The sequence below is a fragment of the Curtobacterium pusillum genome (assembly GCF_013359865.1).
Classification (GTDB): domain Bacteria; phylum Actinomycetota; class Actinomycetes; order Actinomycetales; family Microbacteriaceae; genus Curtobacterium; species Curtobacterium pusillum.
On sequence record NZ_JABMCE010000069.1, the window covers coordinates 14,487 to 28,027 of the forward strand.

Genomic DNA, 13,541 nt, shown 5'->3' on the forward strand with positions numbered 1-13,541 from the left:
CTACCGGCCCCTGGGATACCGCTACCGCGTCCGGTGCGCGAAGGCCGACTCGTACAGGCACACCGACGCTGCGGTGGCGAGGTTCATCGACTCCGCCTTCCCGTAGATCGGCACCTTGACCGCGCGGTCGACGAGCGCGAGGTCCTCCGACGTCAGTCCGCGGGCCTCGTTGCCGAAGACCCATGCGGTGGCGCCGTCGAGCATGCCGTCGGCACGGACGTCAGGGAGGTCGTCTCCGGACACGTCCGCTGCCAGGACCGTGTAGCCGAGCGCCCGAGCGCGCGAGACGGCGTCCTCCAGCGTGACGCCCACCGACACCGGCACGTGGAACAGGGAGCCGGTGGTCGACCGGACGACCTTCGGGTTGTACGGGTCGACGCTGCGCCCGGTGAGGACGACCGCGTCGGCGCCGGCCGCGTCCGCGGCACGGATGATGGTGCCGGCGTTGCCGGGATCACGCACCTGCTCCAGGATGGCGACGATCCCCGGCAGACCGCCCCGCGCCTCCAGGTCGGCATCGCCGGAGACGTCCGCGTCCGCAGCCGAGTCCGGGAAGACGTCCTTGACCGACGTCGGGAACTGCTGGCACACCGCGACCACGCCCTGCGGCGTCACCGTGTCCGCCATCGCGTCGAGCACCTGCTCCGTCACGAACCACGTGTCGACCGCCGCGTCGTCGAGCCCGTAGCGCGCGGCCGCCGTCGGCGTGACGTACAGCTCGCGCAGGAGCTCCGGGCGGTACTCGAGCGCCTCGCGAACCGCCTGCGGCCCCTCGAGCAGGAACAGTCCGGTGTCGGCGCGCACGTCCTTCTTCGACAGCGCTGCGACGGCACGGACACGGCCGGCCCTGGGGTTCTCGAGGAGATCGCTCACGGCACAAGTCTAGGAACCCCGGGAACGACGAAGCCCCCGTCGGGAACGACGGGGGCTTCGCGAGCAGAAGGACCGACTACGCGGCCTTCGGGGCCGAGGTGTCGGCCGGGAGTGCCTTCTTGGCGGTCTCGACGAGCGCCGTGAACGTCTCGGGGTTGTTCACCGCGAGGTCCGCGAGGATGCGACGGTCGACCTCGACGCCGGCCAGGTTCAGACCCTGGATGAGGCGGTTGTAGGTGAGGCCGTTCGCACGCGAGGCAGCGTTGATGCGCTGGATCCAGAGGCGACGGAACTCGCCCTTCTTCGCGTGACGGTCGCGGTACGCGTAGACGAGGGAGTGGGTGACCTGCTCCTTGGCCTTGCGGTACAGGCGCGAACGCTGGCCGCGGTAGCCCTCGGCGCGCTCGAGGATGACGCGGCGCTTCTTGGCGGCGTTGACCGCTCTCTTTACTCGTGCCATTGATCTATTCCTTTACGTTCTGCGGGGCTCAGTGGCCGAGGAGCTTCTTGACGTTCTTCGCGTCAGCCTTGGCGAGGACCTGGTCCTCGTTGAGGCGGGCCTTGCGCTTCGCGCTCTTGACCTCGAGGTTGTGACGCATACCGGCCTGCTGCTTCATGATCTTGCCGCTGCCGGTGACCTTGAAGCGCTTCTTCGACCCGGAGTGGGTCTTCTGCTTGGGCATGGTGGTGCCTTTCCGTGGGATGGATGGGGAGCCGCGTCGTTGCGGTCGGTCGGTGGGACCTATTCGGCCGGAGTCTCCGACTGCTCGGACTCGGCGGGCGCATCCGCGCCGTCCTTGCCCTTGGCAGCGTGCTCCGACGCACGACGCTCGGCCTTCTGAGCAGCGCGCTTGGCGTTCTGCTCGCCCTTGACGTCGGACTTGTTCTTGAGCGGGGCGATGATCATCGTCATGTTGCGGCCGTCCTGGGTCGGACGCGACTCGACGACACCGAACTCGGCGATCTCCTCGGCGAACTTCTGGAGCAGACGGACACCCTGCTCCGGACGCGACTGCTCGCGGCCACGGAAGAGGATCATCGCCTTCACCTTGTCGCCACCGAGGAGGAAGCCCTCGGCGCGCTTGCGCTTCGTCTCGTAGTCGTGCGTGTCGATCTTCAGGCGGAAACGGACTTCCTTGAGGTCCGTGTTCACCTGGTTGCGACGCGCTTCCTTGGCCTTCTGAGCGGCCTCGTACTTGAACTTTCCGTAGTCCATGATCTTGGCCACGGGCGGCTTCGAGTTCGGCGCGACCTCGACCAGATCCAGCTCGGCTTCCTGCGCGAGGCGCAGTGCGACGGCGATGGGGACAACGCCGACCTGCTCGCCCTGGGGACCGACGAGTCGGACCTCGGGGACGCGGATTCGGTCGTTGGTACGGGGATCGGGAATGCGGAGCTCCTTCAATCAAGTGGTGGCCGTCCGGGGCGTTTGCCCTGGGCGACGGCACGAGAGAGGAGATCTGACGCACGGATCGTGACCCGTTCGGCAGCCGCCCGACGCCGACCCCTGCGGGGGCAGCCTGCCGCGTGGGTGACCAGCACGGCGGAGCGGTTGGGACCCGGTAGCCTGATGGTGCACGGCCGCGGGTGGGAGAGACTCCTCTTTCGTGACGCAGTTCGAGCACCCGAGGGCGCACGGACAGCATCTGCCGCGACAGAGTCTAGCAGAGGAGCACCGTGACCGACACCCCGCCGAACGAGCCCACCGGCGCCGAGGAGGCCCGCGACATCTCGGAGGTGCCCGCGGTCGAGCTGATCAACACCGTCGCCGTGCACCTCCTCAGCGCCGCAGCGGTGAAGGTCGGCCTGGCCGACGACCCGCAGGAGCAGACCGACCTCGACGAGGCCCGGAAGCTCATCACCGCACTCGCCGGCCTGGTCACGGCCGCGGCGACGGAGATCGGCGACCACCACGCCCGTCCGCTGCGCGACGGCCTGCGGTCGGTGCAGCTCGCCTTCCGCGAGGCGTCGACGATCCAGGACGCGCCCGGGGCGGGCCCGGGCGAGAAGTACACCGGGCCGGTCAACTGACCGACGCGAGCCACTGACGGACTGGAGGCGCGGGAGCAGCTGGCACCGCGCCTCCAGTCCGTCACCGTGTCGCCTTCGCGAGCCGTTGGTGCGTTCGCGCGCTCAGGCCGCGCTGCGCGCGACCAACCGGGTGACGGCTGCGAGCGGGATGCCGACCCAGCCGGGGCGGTTGCGGGTCTCGTAGACGACCTCGTAGACGGCCTTGTCCAGTTCGAACGCGTCGAGCAGTTCGCGGTGCGCGCGGAGGTCCGCGCTCGTCCCGCGCTGGTACCCGTCGAGGAACGCCGAGCGCGCGGCGTGCGCCCACTCCCCCGCGTCGACCGGGTCGGCGTCCTGCGCGAGCGCGCCGGCGACGTAGTCGAACGACCGCAGCATGCCGGCGACGTCCCGGAGGGTGACGTCGGGCAGGGAGCGTTCGGCGAGCGGGCGGAGCGGTTCGCCCTCGAAGTCGAGGAACACCCACCCGCGCGGCTCCGGGGCGGCGAGGACCTGGCCGAGGTGCAGGTCCCCGTGGATGCGCTGGAGGTCCGGCCACACGGCCTGCTCGGCGCGGGCGTAGACCGCGCGGACGGCGTCGACGTGGGCGGCGACCGCGGGGGCCTCGCGGGCTGCTGCGGCCAGGCGCCGGTGCATGGCGGCGATCGCCGTCGTGCGGCGCTCCTCGTCGGCGGGTTCGGTGGGGAGCGCCGTGGCCAGGGTCCGGTGCACCTCGGCGAGCGCGGCGCCGAGACGGTCCGCCTCGGTCGCGAACGAGGTGCCCTGCCGGGCGTCGCGGAGCGCCACGCGCCAGGCGTCCTCGAGGCCGGGGAGGAACTCCTGCGCGAACGCGAGGTGCCCCCTGGCGATGCCCTCGGGGCGGCCGGTGTCGGGCCAGGTGCTGCGGAGAGCGCCGTACACCCGCGGTACCCGGCTGCTGCCGGCGGCGGAGAGCGCGAGCTGCGTGGTGACGTCCGGGTTGTCGCCGTGGTGCAGCACGCGGAAGACCTTCACGATGACCTGCTCGCCGTCCTCTGTGTCGCAGATGACGGAGGTGTTCGACTGCTCACCGCTGAGGACCCGCGAGGCCGTCACCGTGCCGATCGGCCGGAGGCTCTCGTCATCGGCGTCGATGCGGGCCGCGAGGTCACGGATCCAGTCGGGGTCGGTGGTCGCGTCACGGAGGGTCCCGGTCCCGTCGTGCGTGACGGGTGCCTGGTAGAGGACCGGGCCCGTGGGGGCGTCGTCGAGGACGAGCCGGGTGCCGTCGGTCTCCGCGAGCGTGCGGAGCCGTGGGTTCGTGCCCTTCGCGGTGTACCAGCGCTGGTGGGCGATCCAGTCCGCGAGGGTGCGGTCGTCCGGCGCGTGGGTGGGCGCGCCGGTGCGGTCGATGGGCTCGCCGGGGGCCTGGTCGGGTGCCGCGTCGCTCATGGGGCGAACCGTACGCGCCGGGTGCTGTGGGCGGCGCCGCGGTCACGGTCTCGCGTGCGTTCGCTCCTCCCTCCACAGCGGGATGATCGCGTGCTGCGTCCACAGAACGCGTCGCGTGGCGTGCCGCGTCGGCCGGAGCGGACGACACTCGTCGACATGCAGACCCCGAACCAGGAGCCGCACGGCCGCACCGACCCCCGTTGCACGTGGCGCATCGCCGACGACCGTCGGCTGCCCGCCCTCGAGCCCTTCGCCGACGACGTCCGGCGGTACGACCCCGTCGTGCTCCGGGAACGGTTGTGGGACACGGACGACCGCGCCCTGGCGGCCGAGGGCGTCGAGCTGCTCCGCTCGGATACCGGCTGGTCCGTCGACCGCGGGGACGGGCCGGTCCCGGTCGCCCCGGACCTCGACGGCGGGGACGACCCCGACGCGGACCGTGTGCCGCGCGACGCGGTGGAGATCTTCCTCCGTGGTCGGGCGCTCCGGGTGGTGCGGGTCCGCGACACGGTGACGACCCTGGTCGAGCTCCGCGGGCGCGACGGGCGGCTCCGGGCCGAGGTGGCCGACGTCCGCGTGGACGAGGGCGACCCCGACACGGCGATGCTCCGGTCGGCGCGGTGGTGGGCGCTGAGCGACGATGGACACCACGGGACGGTCGCTCGTGCCGCAGAGCGGGCACTGGCGGACGCGGCGGAGCCCGGCGGGGACGATCCCGGGGACCACCACGGCCCTGCGGCGTCCCGCCCCCGGCTCGAACCCCTCCGTCGGAGCGGGACGTCGAAGCGTCCGCGGCGCGGGACGGCGGCCGCGGCCCTGCGCGAGGTGCTCCGGTCCCTCCGGGCCGACCTCGTCGCGGTCGACCCGCGTGTGCGGGCGGACGAGCACGAGTCCGTGCACGACCTCCGGAAGGTGCTGCGCCGACTGCGGAGCGTGCTCGCCGCGTACCGTGGCGCGCTGGACCGAGGCGCGACGGAGACCCTCCGCGCCGAGCTCGCCGAGACGGCCCGGGTGGCGGGGGTCGCCCGGGACGCCGAGGTCCTGCGCGATCGCCTCCTGCGGACCGCCGCCCGCGCACCCGAGGGGTACGTGGACGCCGCGACCCTCGACCGGATCGGCGCGCACCTCGCCGAGTCACGGAACGCGGCGGCCGGGGACCTGCGGCGCGCCCTGCGCTCGGCCGCGTGGTTCTCGGCGCTGGACCACCTCGACGACCTCATCGAGCGGGCACCCGCTGGACCGCACGCGGACGACGACGCCTCCACGTTCGCCGCGCGGCGCATGGGACGGGAGCGTGCCCGCGTGGCGAAGACGCTCGAGCACCGCATCGAGGGTCTCGACGAACTGCACGAGGTCCGGAAGGCAGCGCGACGGCTGCGCTACGCACTGCAGGCCGCCGGCGACGGGCCCGACCTCGGGAAGCGCCGGCTCGGGCTGCTGAAGCGCGTGCAGGAGTCACTCGGCGAGGTGCTCGACGCCGCCCATGCCACCGCTGCGTACCGGGAGCTGGCGGAGCTCGCGGCTCGTGGTGGCGCGGACACGTTCGGGTACGGGGCGCTGGCGACGACCGAGCACGCCGCCGTCGAGCGCGGCTGGGACCGCGCGAGGAAGGTGCTCGCACGGCTGCGGGCGTGAGGAGCCGCCGGTCTGGGAGGATGACCAGGTGCCGCACTACCTCGAGGACCTCGCCGCCGGACAGACCTTCACGACCCCGGGTCGCACGATCACGGAGGCGGACGTGGTGTCGTTCGCCTCGTGGACGAACGACAACAACCAGGTCCACACCGACGTCGAGTTCGCCGCGAAGACCCGGTACGGGCAGCGCATCGTGCACGGGCTGCTCGGGACGTCGCTGTGCCTCGGACTCATTGCACGCACTGGGGTGTTCGAGGGGTCGGCCGTGGCACTGCTCGGGATCGACCAGTGGCGCTTCACCGCCCCGGTGTTCATCGGCGACACACTGACGTGCGACGTCGAGATCCTGTCCACCCGTCTGACGAGTTCGGGGAGGACCGGCATCGTCGAGCGGACGGTGTCGCTCCGCAACCAGCGCGGCGAGGTCGTCCAGCAGGGACGCATGGACGTGATGGTGCTCACGCGCGACGCCGCGATCGGCTGAGCGCCGCCGCTGCCCTCCTTCCGGCGAGGAATCGTGGTTCCGGCAAGGAATCGTGGCACACCTCTTTACAACGATGTACAGCGCCGCCAGCATGGAAGCATGAGCACGCTCGACGGCATCGTCGCCGCACCTGACACCGCCCCCTCGCCGGCCCTCCCGCTCGCCTCCCGGCAGGACGGCACGTACCCCCGGCCCCAGATGCTCCGCCCGCACTGGGCAGACCTCGACGGCACGTGGTCGTTCCGCAACGACGGCGATGACGCCGACTGGCGCGGCGGCTTCCCGGAGGCCCGGGACATCGTCGTCCCGTTCCCGCCGGAGTCCGTCGCCTCGGGCATCGACGAGCCCGGCTTCCACCCCGTGGTCTGGTACTCCCGGCCGATCACCCGCGCCGAACTCGACGCCGCGGGACACGGCGCCGAGGCCCCCCGCCTCGTGCTGCACTTCGGCGCCGTCGACTACCGCGCCCGGGTCTGGATGGACGGGCAGTTCATCGGCGAGCACGAGGGCGGCCACACCCCGTTCTCCTTCGACGTGACCGAGGTGCTCGCAGCCGATCCCGACGCTGCGCACACGCTCGTCGTCCGCGCCGAGGACGACCCGCACGACCTCACGCAGCCTCGCGGCAAGCAGGACTGGCACGAGGAGCCGCACGCGATCTGGTACCGCCGGACGACCGGGATCTGGCAGACCGTGTGGCTCGAGGCCGTACCGACCGCGTCGATCGAGTACCTCCGCTGGACGAACCTCGACCACCAGACCGTGCGCCTCACCGTCCGCATCGACGGGGTCCGCACCGGCGGCGAGCGCCTCCGGGTCGTCGCCCGCTGGGACGAGCGCGACGAGCCCCTCGCCACGATCGAGACCACGCTCGGCGACGCCTCCGACGAGTTCGAGGTGCTCGTGCCGATCGCGCGGCAGACGAACGGGCAGGCCGAGGACGAGCTGCACTGGACGCCCGAAGCGCCGCGACTCGTCGACGCGACGGTCAGCCTGCTGCCAGCGGACGCCGGTGCGGACTCGGCGCCGATCGATGCCGTCTCGTCGTACTTCGGCGTCCGCACGGTCGGCATCGACGGCGGCGCGTTCCTCCTGAACGGTCGGAGCTACGACGTCCGCAGCGTCCTCAACCAGGGCTACTGGCCGGACTCCCACATCGCGGCGCCGTCACGCGAGGCGCTCCGCCGTGAGGTCGAACTCATCAAGGAGCTCGGGTTCAACGCAGCACGCAACCACCAGAAGGTCGAGGACCCGCGCTTCCTGTACTGGGCGGACCGGCTCGGCATCCTGGTGTGGGGCGAGGCACCCGGCGCCTACGCCTTCTCGCCGCGCGCGGTGCAGCGGCTCATGCGCGAGTGGATGGACGCCGTCGAGCGCGACGCCTCGCACCCGTCGATCGTGACCTGGGTACCCGCGAACGAGAGCTGGGGCGTGCAGCACATCGCGACCGACCGAGCTCAGCAGGCGTACGCCCGTGCGCTGGCCGACGTCACGCGGGCGATCGACCCGACGCGGCCGGTCATCTCGAACGACGGCTGGGAGCACCCGGAGTCGGACATCATCACGGTCCACGACTACGAGGGCGACGGACCGCGCCTCGCCGCGACGTACGCGGACGAGGTCGCACGCACCGTCCTGGTGAACGGCATCGGTCCCGCCGACCGCCGGATCCTCGTCGGGGGCGCTGTCGACCACGGGCAGCCCGTGATGCTCACCGAGTTCGGCGGCGTCAACTACCAGCCGGGCGCTCAGCGCGAGGACGGCTGGGGCTACACGACCGCTGCGGACGGCGACGACTGGATCGCCCGCATCACGGCCCTGTACGACGCGATCCGCGCGAGCTCGTTCCTCGCGGGGTCCTGCTACACGCAGCTGACCGACACGATGCAGGAGACGAACGGCCTCCTCAACGCCGACCGCACCCCGAAGGTGCCGATCGAGCAGATCCGCCGGGCGGTCACCGGACGCTGACCGCTCCTCCCTTCCCCTCCCCGAAACGCAACCTGGGCGGTTTCCCGCAGCGGAACAGCGCTGCGGGAAACCGCCCACGTTGCGTTTTGCGGGAGCGTGCGAGGATCGGTCGGGTGACCAGCGTTGCGGAGACGACCCGCGCCTCCAGGCCGGCCCTGGAGGCGCGCCACAGCGGGTGGACCACTCCCCTGCTCCTGTGGCTGGCTTCACGTCTGGTCAGCACGGCCTTGCTCGCGACGGTCTACGTCGTGGCGACGACCAACGGCTGGCCGTTCGCGTCGTACCGACGCGACCCGTCGTTCTTCACGTTCTCGGGATCGTGGGACGCGTCCTTCTACCGGATCATCGCGGAGCACGGGTACCCGACGACGCTGCCCCTCGACGACGCCGGGCACGTGGCGCCGAACGCGTGGGCGTTCCTGCCCGTGTTCCCCACGCTCGTGCGGGCTGCGATGCCGCTCACGGGTGGCTCGTTCTGGGTCGCCGGGTTCCTCGTCGCGACGCTCGCCGGGGCCGGGGCGTGCGTCCTGCTGTACCGGCTGGTCCTCGCGGTGGGGTGCTCGCACCGGGCGCGATGGGCGACCGCGCTGTTCGCGTTCGGACCCACCTCCTTCCTGCTGCAGGTCGCCTACGCCGAGAGCACGTTCCTGCTGCTGCTCTTCGGAGCGCTGCTGGCCCTCGTGCGTCGGCGGTACTGGCTGGTGGCGCCGCTCGGGGTCGTCGCGGCGTTCACGAAGCCGGGGGTGCTGGCGCTGGCGGTCGCACTCGCGGTCCACCTCGTCGTGCGGTGGGTGCAGGATCGGCGTTCGCTCCCCGTGAAGGACACGATCGCGATCGTCGTGTCGGGGCTCGTCGTCGCGGGGGCGGGGCTGGCGTGGCCGGTGATCGCCTCCGCGGTGACCGGCCGGCCGAACGCGTACCTCGACACCGAGCTGTCCTGGTGGGTCGGCTTCGTCGGACGGCAGCACTTCGCGCCGCTCACGCCGTGGTTCACGATGGCGGGGACGTGGCTCGGGCCGCTCGGGATCGTGCTCGTGGTGGCCGTACTCGCCGGCGCGGTGTGGTTCTGGACCCGTCCGTCCGTGCGGGCGCTGGGCGTCGACGTGCTGTCGTTCACGGCGTCGTACGCGCTGTACCTCGTCGCGGTGTTCCTGCCGCAGCAGAGCCTGCCGCGGCTGCTGATGCCGATGGCGCCGCTGCTCGGGTCGGACGTGTTCGTGCGGACCCGGCGTCGTGCGGTGACGTGGCTGATCGTCGGGGTGTGCCTGCAGCCGGTCGCGATCGTGCTGCTCTGGTTCCTCGGGTACCCCTGACGCGTGCCGCCTGCCGCGTGCCGCGGGCCGCGCGGCGCGCGGCGCCGGGGACCGCTGAGCACCGGTGTTCGTCGATCGCACACGCGCATTCCGCGGTGTCACGGACGGGAACCGGTGTGGTGCGGAGCGCGCTACGCGTCGAACGTGTGGAACCAGGCCGTGCCGCCCGGGTGCTGCACGGTGATCATCTCGTCGAGGTCGCGGTACGGCCCGTCCTGGTTGTGGCTCGCCGACTTGATGCGGATCGTGCCGTCCGGCTCCGTGAACACCTCGGACACGATCGTGGTGTGGTCCGGCGAGTCGTTGTCGTTCCAGTCGTAGAACACGATGTCGCCGACCTTGACCTTGTCGCGCTCGTCGAGGGATCGCCGGGTGAGCCCGAACTCCGCTGCGTTCGCCGTCAGCCAGGGGTCCATCGTGGGGCAGTACGTCCACGTCGCCGAGTGCGCGGCGCCGGCGTCCCGGTTGTACCAGTCGGAGCGCTGCTTCCACCCCCGGGCGATGAGCGTCTGACTGACGTAGTTCGCGCAGTCGCCGCCGATCGGGTTCATCGTCCCGTACTCGGCGGTGTTGTAGTCCTTCCAGTGCGCCATCGCGTACTCGAGCTGACGGTCCACGTCCGTGAGCGCCGCGTAGGCCAGGGTCGTCGTCGCGATCGCGGAGCCGACGTCCGGCACCGGCGAAGCCGTCGGCGTGGGCGTCGCGGTGGCACCGTCCTGCGTCGCGCCCGCCTGCCCGTCGTTCGCGGCGCTGCCGTTGCCGTCCGACGACTGGTTCGCAGACGGCGAAGACTCGATCGCATCGGTGAAGAGCGCCACGTCGGCACTCCCCGCCGTGTACATCGCCTGGTGCGGTGCCGTGAAGGTCACCTTCGTCGCGGTCGCCCGTACGTCCCGAGCGGCGACCCCGCCCACGGTGACGCCCTTGACGGCGGCCAGCCCGCCGCCGGCGACGGTGATCGTCACACCGCCCGCGAGCGGGACCCGAGCAGGGCTGAGGGACGTCGCGACGGGCTTCGCGGAAGCGCCACCCCCTGCCGTGGCGCGGCCGGACCCGCCCGAACCCTTGTCGACCCCACCGTCGCCCGATGAGCACGCCGCGACCGCCAGCCCGATGCCGGTCACCCCGGCGAGCGAGAGCAGGGATCGGCGCGTGAGCGAAGCAGTCATGGTGCTTCCCAGGGTAGGCGACGACGCGGCAGGATCACTGGCAGGAACCACCGTCGAGAGGATCAGACCCGATGCCCGAGAGCCACGACTTCTTCGTCGCAGCCGACCCCGGATCCGTCCGCGCCCGAGTCCGCGGTGCCCTCGTCCGAGAGGGCTACACCGTCGAGGACGGCGAGCAGGGAGCCCTCCGCGCGACCCGCGGCAGCATGGGGCTCACGCTGCTCATCGGCGGCCTGGCGAACGACCGCACCTTCCACACCCGGCTCGACGTGCAGATCATGGTCGCGTCCGACGGCCGGACGGTCGCGCGGCTGCTCCGGGGCGCCGGTACGTCAGCGCTCAAGGGAGGCGCACTCGGCGTCTCACGCGGCAACCGTGCGTTCGAGCAGGCGGCGAACGCGATCCACACCGACCTCGCGCAGGCCGGCGTGCTGACGGAGAGCATTCCCGGCTGACGCCGGGCTGCCGGGCGGGAGCGCCGCCGGAAACGACGAAGGCCACCCGAGCGGGTGGCCTTCTGTCTTGGTGGAGCTAAGGGGATTCGAACCCCTGACCTTCTCATTGCGAACGAGACGCGCTACCAACTGCGCCATAGCCCCAAGGACTCGTCAACCCTAGCACCCAGGTCGGCCCGACCTGAAATCGGGGAATCAGACGGCGCGGCGACGACGCATGATCGCGTCGAGGTCGGCCTGCTGGTACGCATCGTCGCCGAGGACGCCCATGCCCGCCCACTTGCTCGGCGGCGCGGGCGTCTCGGCGACCGGTTCGGCCGCGGGAGCGGTGGGGGCAGCAGACGCAGGCGCCGGAGCACGCAGACCGAGTCGCTCAGCCAGGCGCCCCTGGTCGTGCGCGGAGAGCGACGCGACCGCCTCCTCGACGTCGGGCCGCATCCGCGAGACACGGGCGAGCGACGGATCGGCCTCGGCAGCGCGGATCGCGGCGGCCTCGGCCTCCGCCTCCGCCTTGGCTTCCGCCACGCGCTCCTTCAGCCGGGCAGCGAGCTCGGCTGCGGACTCCGGCGCGGCAGCGGGAGCAGCCGGACGCTCCACGTAGAGCGGCTTCGGCACCGAGTTCGGCGTCCAGGTCCGGTCGCGCGCGGGTTCGGCGGGCTGCTCGCTCGACAGCGGCGGCGCCGGGTCCGTCCACTGGTGCGTCGGCCTGGAGGCACGGCTCGCCTCCGGCACGACCGTCGCGGTCCGCGCCTTCCGTGCCTTCGCGACCTGGTGCAGCTGCGCGAGGACGGCGGCGGATCCGCCGGCGACGACGAGTCCGGCGACCCCGACCAACCACGCGGCCGGGGCGGCGGCGAACACGACGACCGCGACCACGACGCCGGCGGTGCCGAGCAGGGTCGCCCCGAGCCGGGACCGCCGCATGCGCATCGCGGTGAGGGCGGGGACCGAGGAGGCGCGCTCGAGCACGGGGGCCTGCTCGGCGAGTCGCCGGGTGATCTCCCGCTGACGGGCGGCTTCGTGCGCGCGGACGATCGCGGTGCGCTTGGCCTCTTCCGACCTCGCGACACGCTGCGCCTCGGCGAGGGACTTGGCGTTCATCTCGATGCGGACCTCGTCCGGGAGCTCGGCGGTCTGCGCGAGGATCCGGAGCGTCTGCTGCAGGCGGATCGCGTTCCGCTCGGTGGCGAGGTACTGGCGTCGGGCCGCCCAGGACGGCATGAGGTACACGAGCCAGAGCACGGCCGCGACGAGCAGGACGATGCCGCCGCCCCAGGAGCCGATACCTGCCATGTGGACACGGTAGGGGTGGCGGTTCACCTGGCAGGTGATTGCCGGACGCGTGTTGCGCGTGTCGTGACGAATTCACCGGGGGCGAGCCGCGCCTCCCGTCCGCCCACCACCACCCGCCCGCTCGCAAAACGCAACCTCGGCGGTTGCTCGCAGCGGTATCTCGCTGCGAGCAACCGCCCACGTTGCGTTTTGCGGGAGGGGTGGGGGTGGGCGGGGTCAGACGCGGGGGGTTGTGTGGAGCGGCAGTGCCGCCTCGTCGCGGGCCGCCAGCGGGACGCTGCCGGCGCCGGGCGGCACCTGGCCGCGGACCCAGCGTTCGAGGACGCCCTCGCGGACCTCCTCGGCGACGAGCGCGAAGCAGAAGTGGTCCCGCCAGTCGCCGTTGATGTGGATGTACCGACGACGTAGTCCCTCGTACCGGAAGCCGAGCTTCTCGACCACGCGCAACGAGGGGGCGTTCTCCGGACGGATGCAGATCTCGATCCGGTGGATGCCGACGACCCGGAAGCAGTGGTCCACGGCCATCGCGACGGCGATCGGCGTGACGTTGTGGCCGGCCGCGTCCTCGACGACCCAGTACCCGATCGAGGCGCTCGCGAGGGAGCCGTACGTGATACCGGAGACGTTGAGCTGCCCGACGAAGCGGCCGTCGAGCTCCATCGCGAACGGGAGTCCGAGTCCCGCGCGGGCGTTGGCCTGGAGCGCGCGGATGCTGCCCCGGACGTCGGTGGAGACGTGTCCGGAGGGGCTCGTGGCCTCCCACGTGCGGAGCCACGAACGGTTCGTCGCGAGGGCGACGTCGAGGTCGCGGGTGTCGCGGAGGCGGAGGGGCCGGATGGTGACCCGCCCGTGGGACAGGGTCGGGATCGTCGTCATCGCGCTGGTTCCTCCGGATGCGTCGAACGGGCCC

General features: G+C 72.1%; 14 protein-coding genes and 1 tRNA gene. 6 read left to right on the top strand and 9 right to left on the bottom strand.

All coding sequences use genetic code 11. The features are described 5' to 3' along the window. Window positions 1-21: 21 nt before the first annotated feature. The 4 genes from HP507_RS06780 to infC all read right to left on the bottom strand — a co-directional run bounded on the left by HP507_RS06780 (window position 22) and on the right by infC (window position 2,278). Entirely contained in the window at window positions 22-873 is an 852-nt protein-coding gene (locus tag HP507_RS06780) for a TrmH family RNA methyltransferase (RefSeq protein WP_175351037.1), read from the bottom strand. A gap of 76 nt (window positions 874-949) precedes the next feature. Further along, the gene (rplT, locus tag HP507_RS06785) at window positions 950-1,333 is read right to left on the bottom strand and encodes a 50S ribosomal protein L20 (RefSeq protein WP_017887975.1); all 384 of its coding nucleotides are present in this window, start codon (window positions 1,331-1,333) and stop codon (window positions 950-952) included. 28 nt (window positions 1,334-1,361) lie between these two features. Further along, entirely contained in the window at window positions 1,362-1,556 is a 195-nt protein-coding gene (rpmI, locus tag HP507_RS06790; RefSeq protein ID WP_022903519.1) for a 50S ribosomal protein L35, read from the bottom strand. Between the two features lie 59 nt (window positions 1,557-1,615). Next, window positions 1,616-2,278, bottom strand: a complete 663-nt coding sequence (gene infC, locus HP507_RS06795) for a translation initiation factor IF-3 (RefSeq protein WP_175351038.1) — start codon at window positions 2,276-2,278, stop codon at window positions 1,616-1,618. Window positions 2,279-2,550: 272 nt separating this feature from the next. Here infC and HP507_RS06800 point away from each other — a divergent pair, with 272 nt between their 5' ends. Then, window positions 2,551-2,904: a DUF1844 domain-containing protein gene (locus HP507_RS06800; RefSeq protein WP_175351039.1), complete on the top strand. Its 354-nt coding sequence runs from the start codon at window positions 2,551-2,553 to the stop codon at window positions 2,902-2,904. A gap of 102 nt (window positions 2,905-3,006) precedes the next feature. On the opposite strand, the gene HP507_RS06805 is transcribed toward HP507_RS06800, so the two are convergent. Then, on the bottom strand, window positions 3,007-4,311 hold the full coding sequence (locus HP507_RS06805; protein WP_175351040.1) for a phosphotransferase: 1,305 nt from the start codon (window positions 4,309-4,311) through the stop codon (window positions 3,007-3,009). Window positions 4,312-4,467: 156 nt separating this feature from the next. On the opposite strand from HP507_RS06805, the gene HP507_RS17800 reads away from it, so the two are divergent. The 4 genes from HP507_RS17800 to HP507_RS06820 all read left to right on the top strand — a co-directional run bounded on the left by HP507_RS17800 (window position 4,468) and on the right by HP507_RS06820 (window position 9,714). Next, window positions 4,468-5,946 (top strand): CHAD domain-containing protein, encoded by a 1,479-nt coding sequence (locus HP507_RS17800; RefSeq protein ID WP_254700979.1) that lies wholly within the window; start codon window positions 4,468-4,470, stop codon window positions 5,944-5,946. Window positions 5,947-5,974: 28 nt separating this feature from the next. Next, a complete protein-coding gene (locus HP507_RS17805; protein ID WP_133520734.1) occupies window positions 5,975-6,430 on the top strand; it encodes a MaoC/PaaZ C-terminal domain-containing protein in 456 nt (151 codons plus the stop codon). 99 nt (window positions 6,431-6,529) lie between these two features. After that, window positions 6,530-8,401, top strand: a complete 1,872-nt coding sequence (locus HP507_RS06815; protein ID WP_175351042.1) for a glycoside hydrolase family 2 protein — start codon at window positions 6,530-6,532, stop codon at window positions 8,399-8,401. A 113-nt stretch (window positions 8,402-8,514) separates the two neighbouring features. Beyond that, window positions 8,515-9,714, top strand: a complete 1,200-nt coding sequence (locus HP507_RS06820; RefSeq protein ID WP_175351043.1) for a hypothetical protein — start codon at window positions 8,515-8,517, stop codon at window positions 9,712-9,714. A gap of 131 nt (window positions 9,715-9,845) precedes the next feature. Here HP507_RS06820 and HP507_RS06825 read toward each other — a convergent pair whose 3' ends face one another. Further along, on the bottom strand, window positions 9,846-10,883 hold the full coding sequence (locus tag HP507_RS06825) for an amidase domain-containing protein (RefSeq protein WP_254700981.1): 1,038 nt from the start codon (window positions 10,881-10,883) through the stop codon (window positions 9,846-9,848). Between the two features lie 71 nt (window positions 10,884-10,954). Between HP507_RS06825 and HP507_RS06835 the strand changes: the two genes are divergently transcribed. After that, window positions 10,955-11,338, top strand: a complete 384-nt coding sequence (locus tag HP507_RS06835) for a hypothetical protein (protein WP_175351044.1) — start codon at window positions 10,955-10,957, stop codon at window positions 11,336-11,338. Window positions 11,339-11,406: 68 nt separating this feature from the next. Here the strand turns inward: HP507_RS06835 and HP507_RS06840 are convergent. The 3 genes from HP507_RS06840 to HP507_RS06850 form a co-directional block, all read right to left on the bottom strand. Continuing rightward, window positions 11,407-11,482: transfer RNA gene (locus HP507_RS06840), tRNA-Ala, on the bottom strand. A gap of 51 nt (window positions 11,483-11,533) precedes the next feature. Beyond that, on the bottom strand, window positions 11,534-12,631 hold the full coding sequence (locus HP507_RS06845; RefSeq protein WP_175351045.1) for a hypothetical protein: 1,098 nt from the start codon (window positions 12,629-12,631) through the stop codon (window positions 11,534-11,536). A gap of 216 nt (window positions 12,632-12,847) precedes the next feature. Further along, window positions 12,848-13,507 (bottom strand): GNAT family N-acetyltransferase, encoded by a 660-nt coding sequence (locus HP507_RS06850; RefSeq protein ID WP_175351046.1) that lies wholly within the window; start codon window positions 13,505-13,507, stop codon window positions 12,848-12,850. Window positions 13,508-13,541 lie beyond the last annotated feature (34 nt).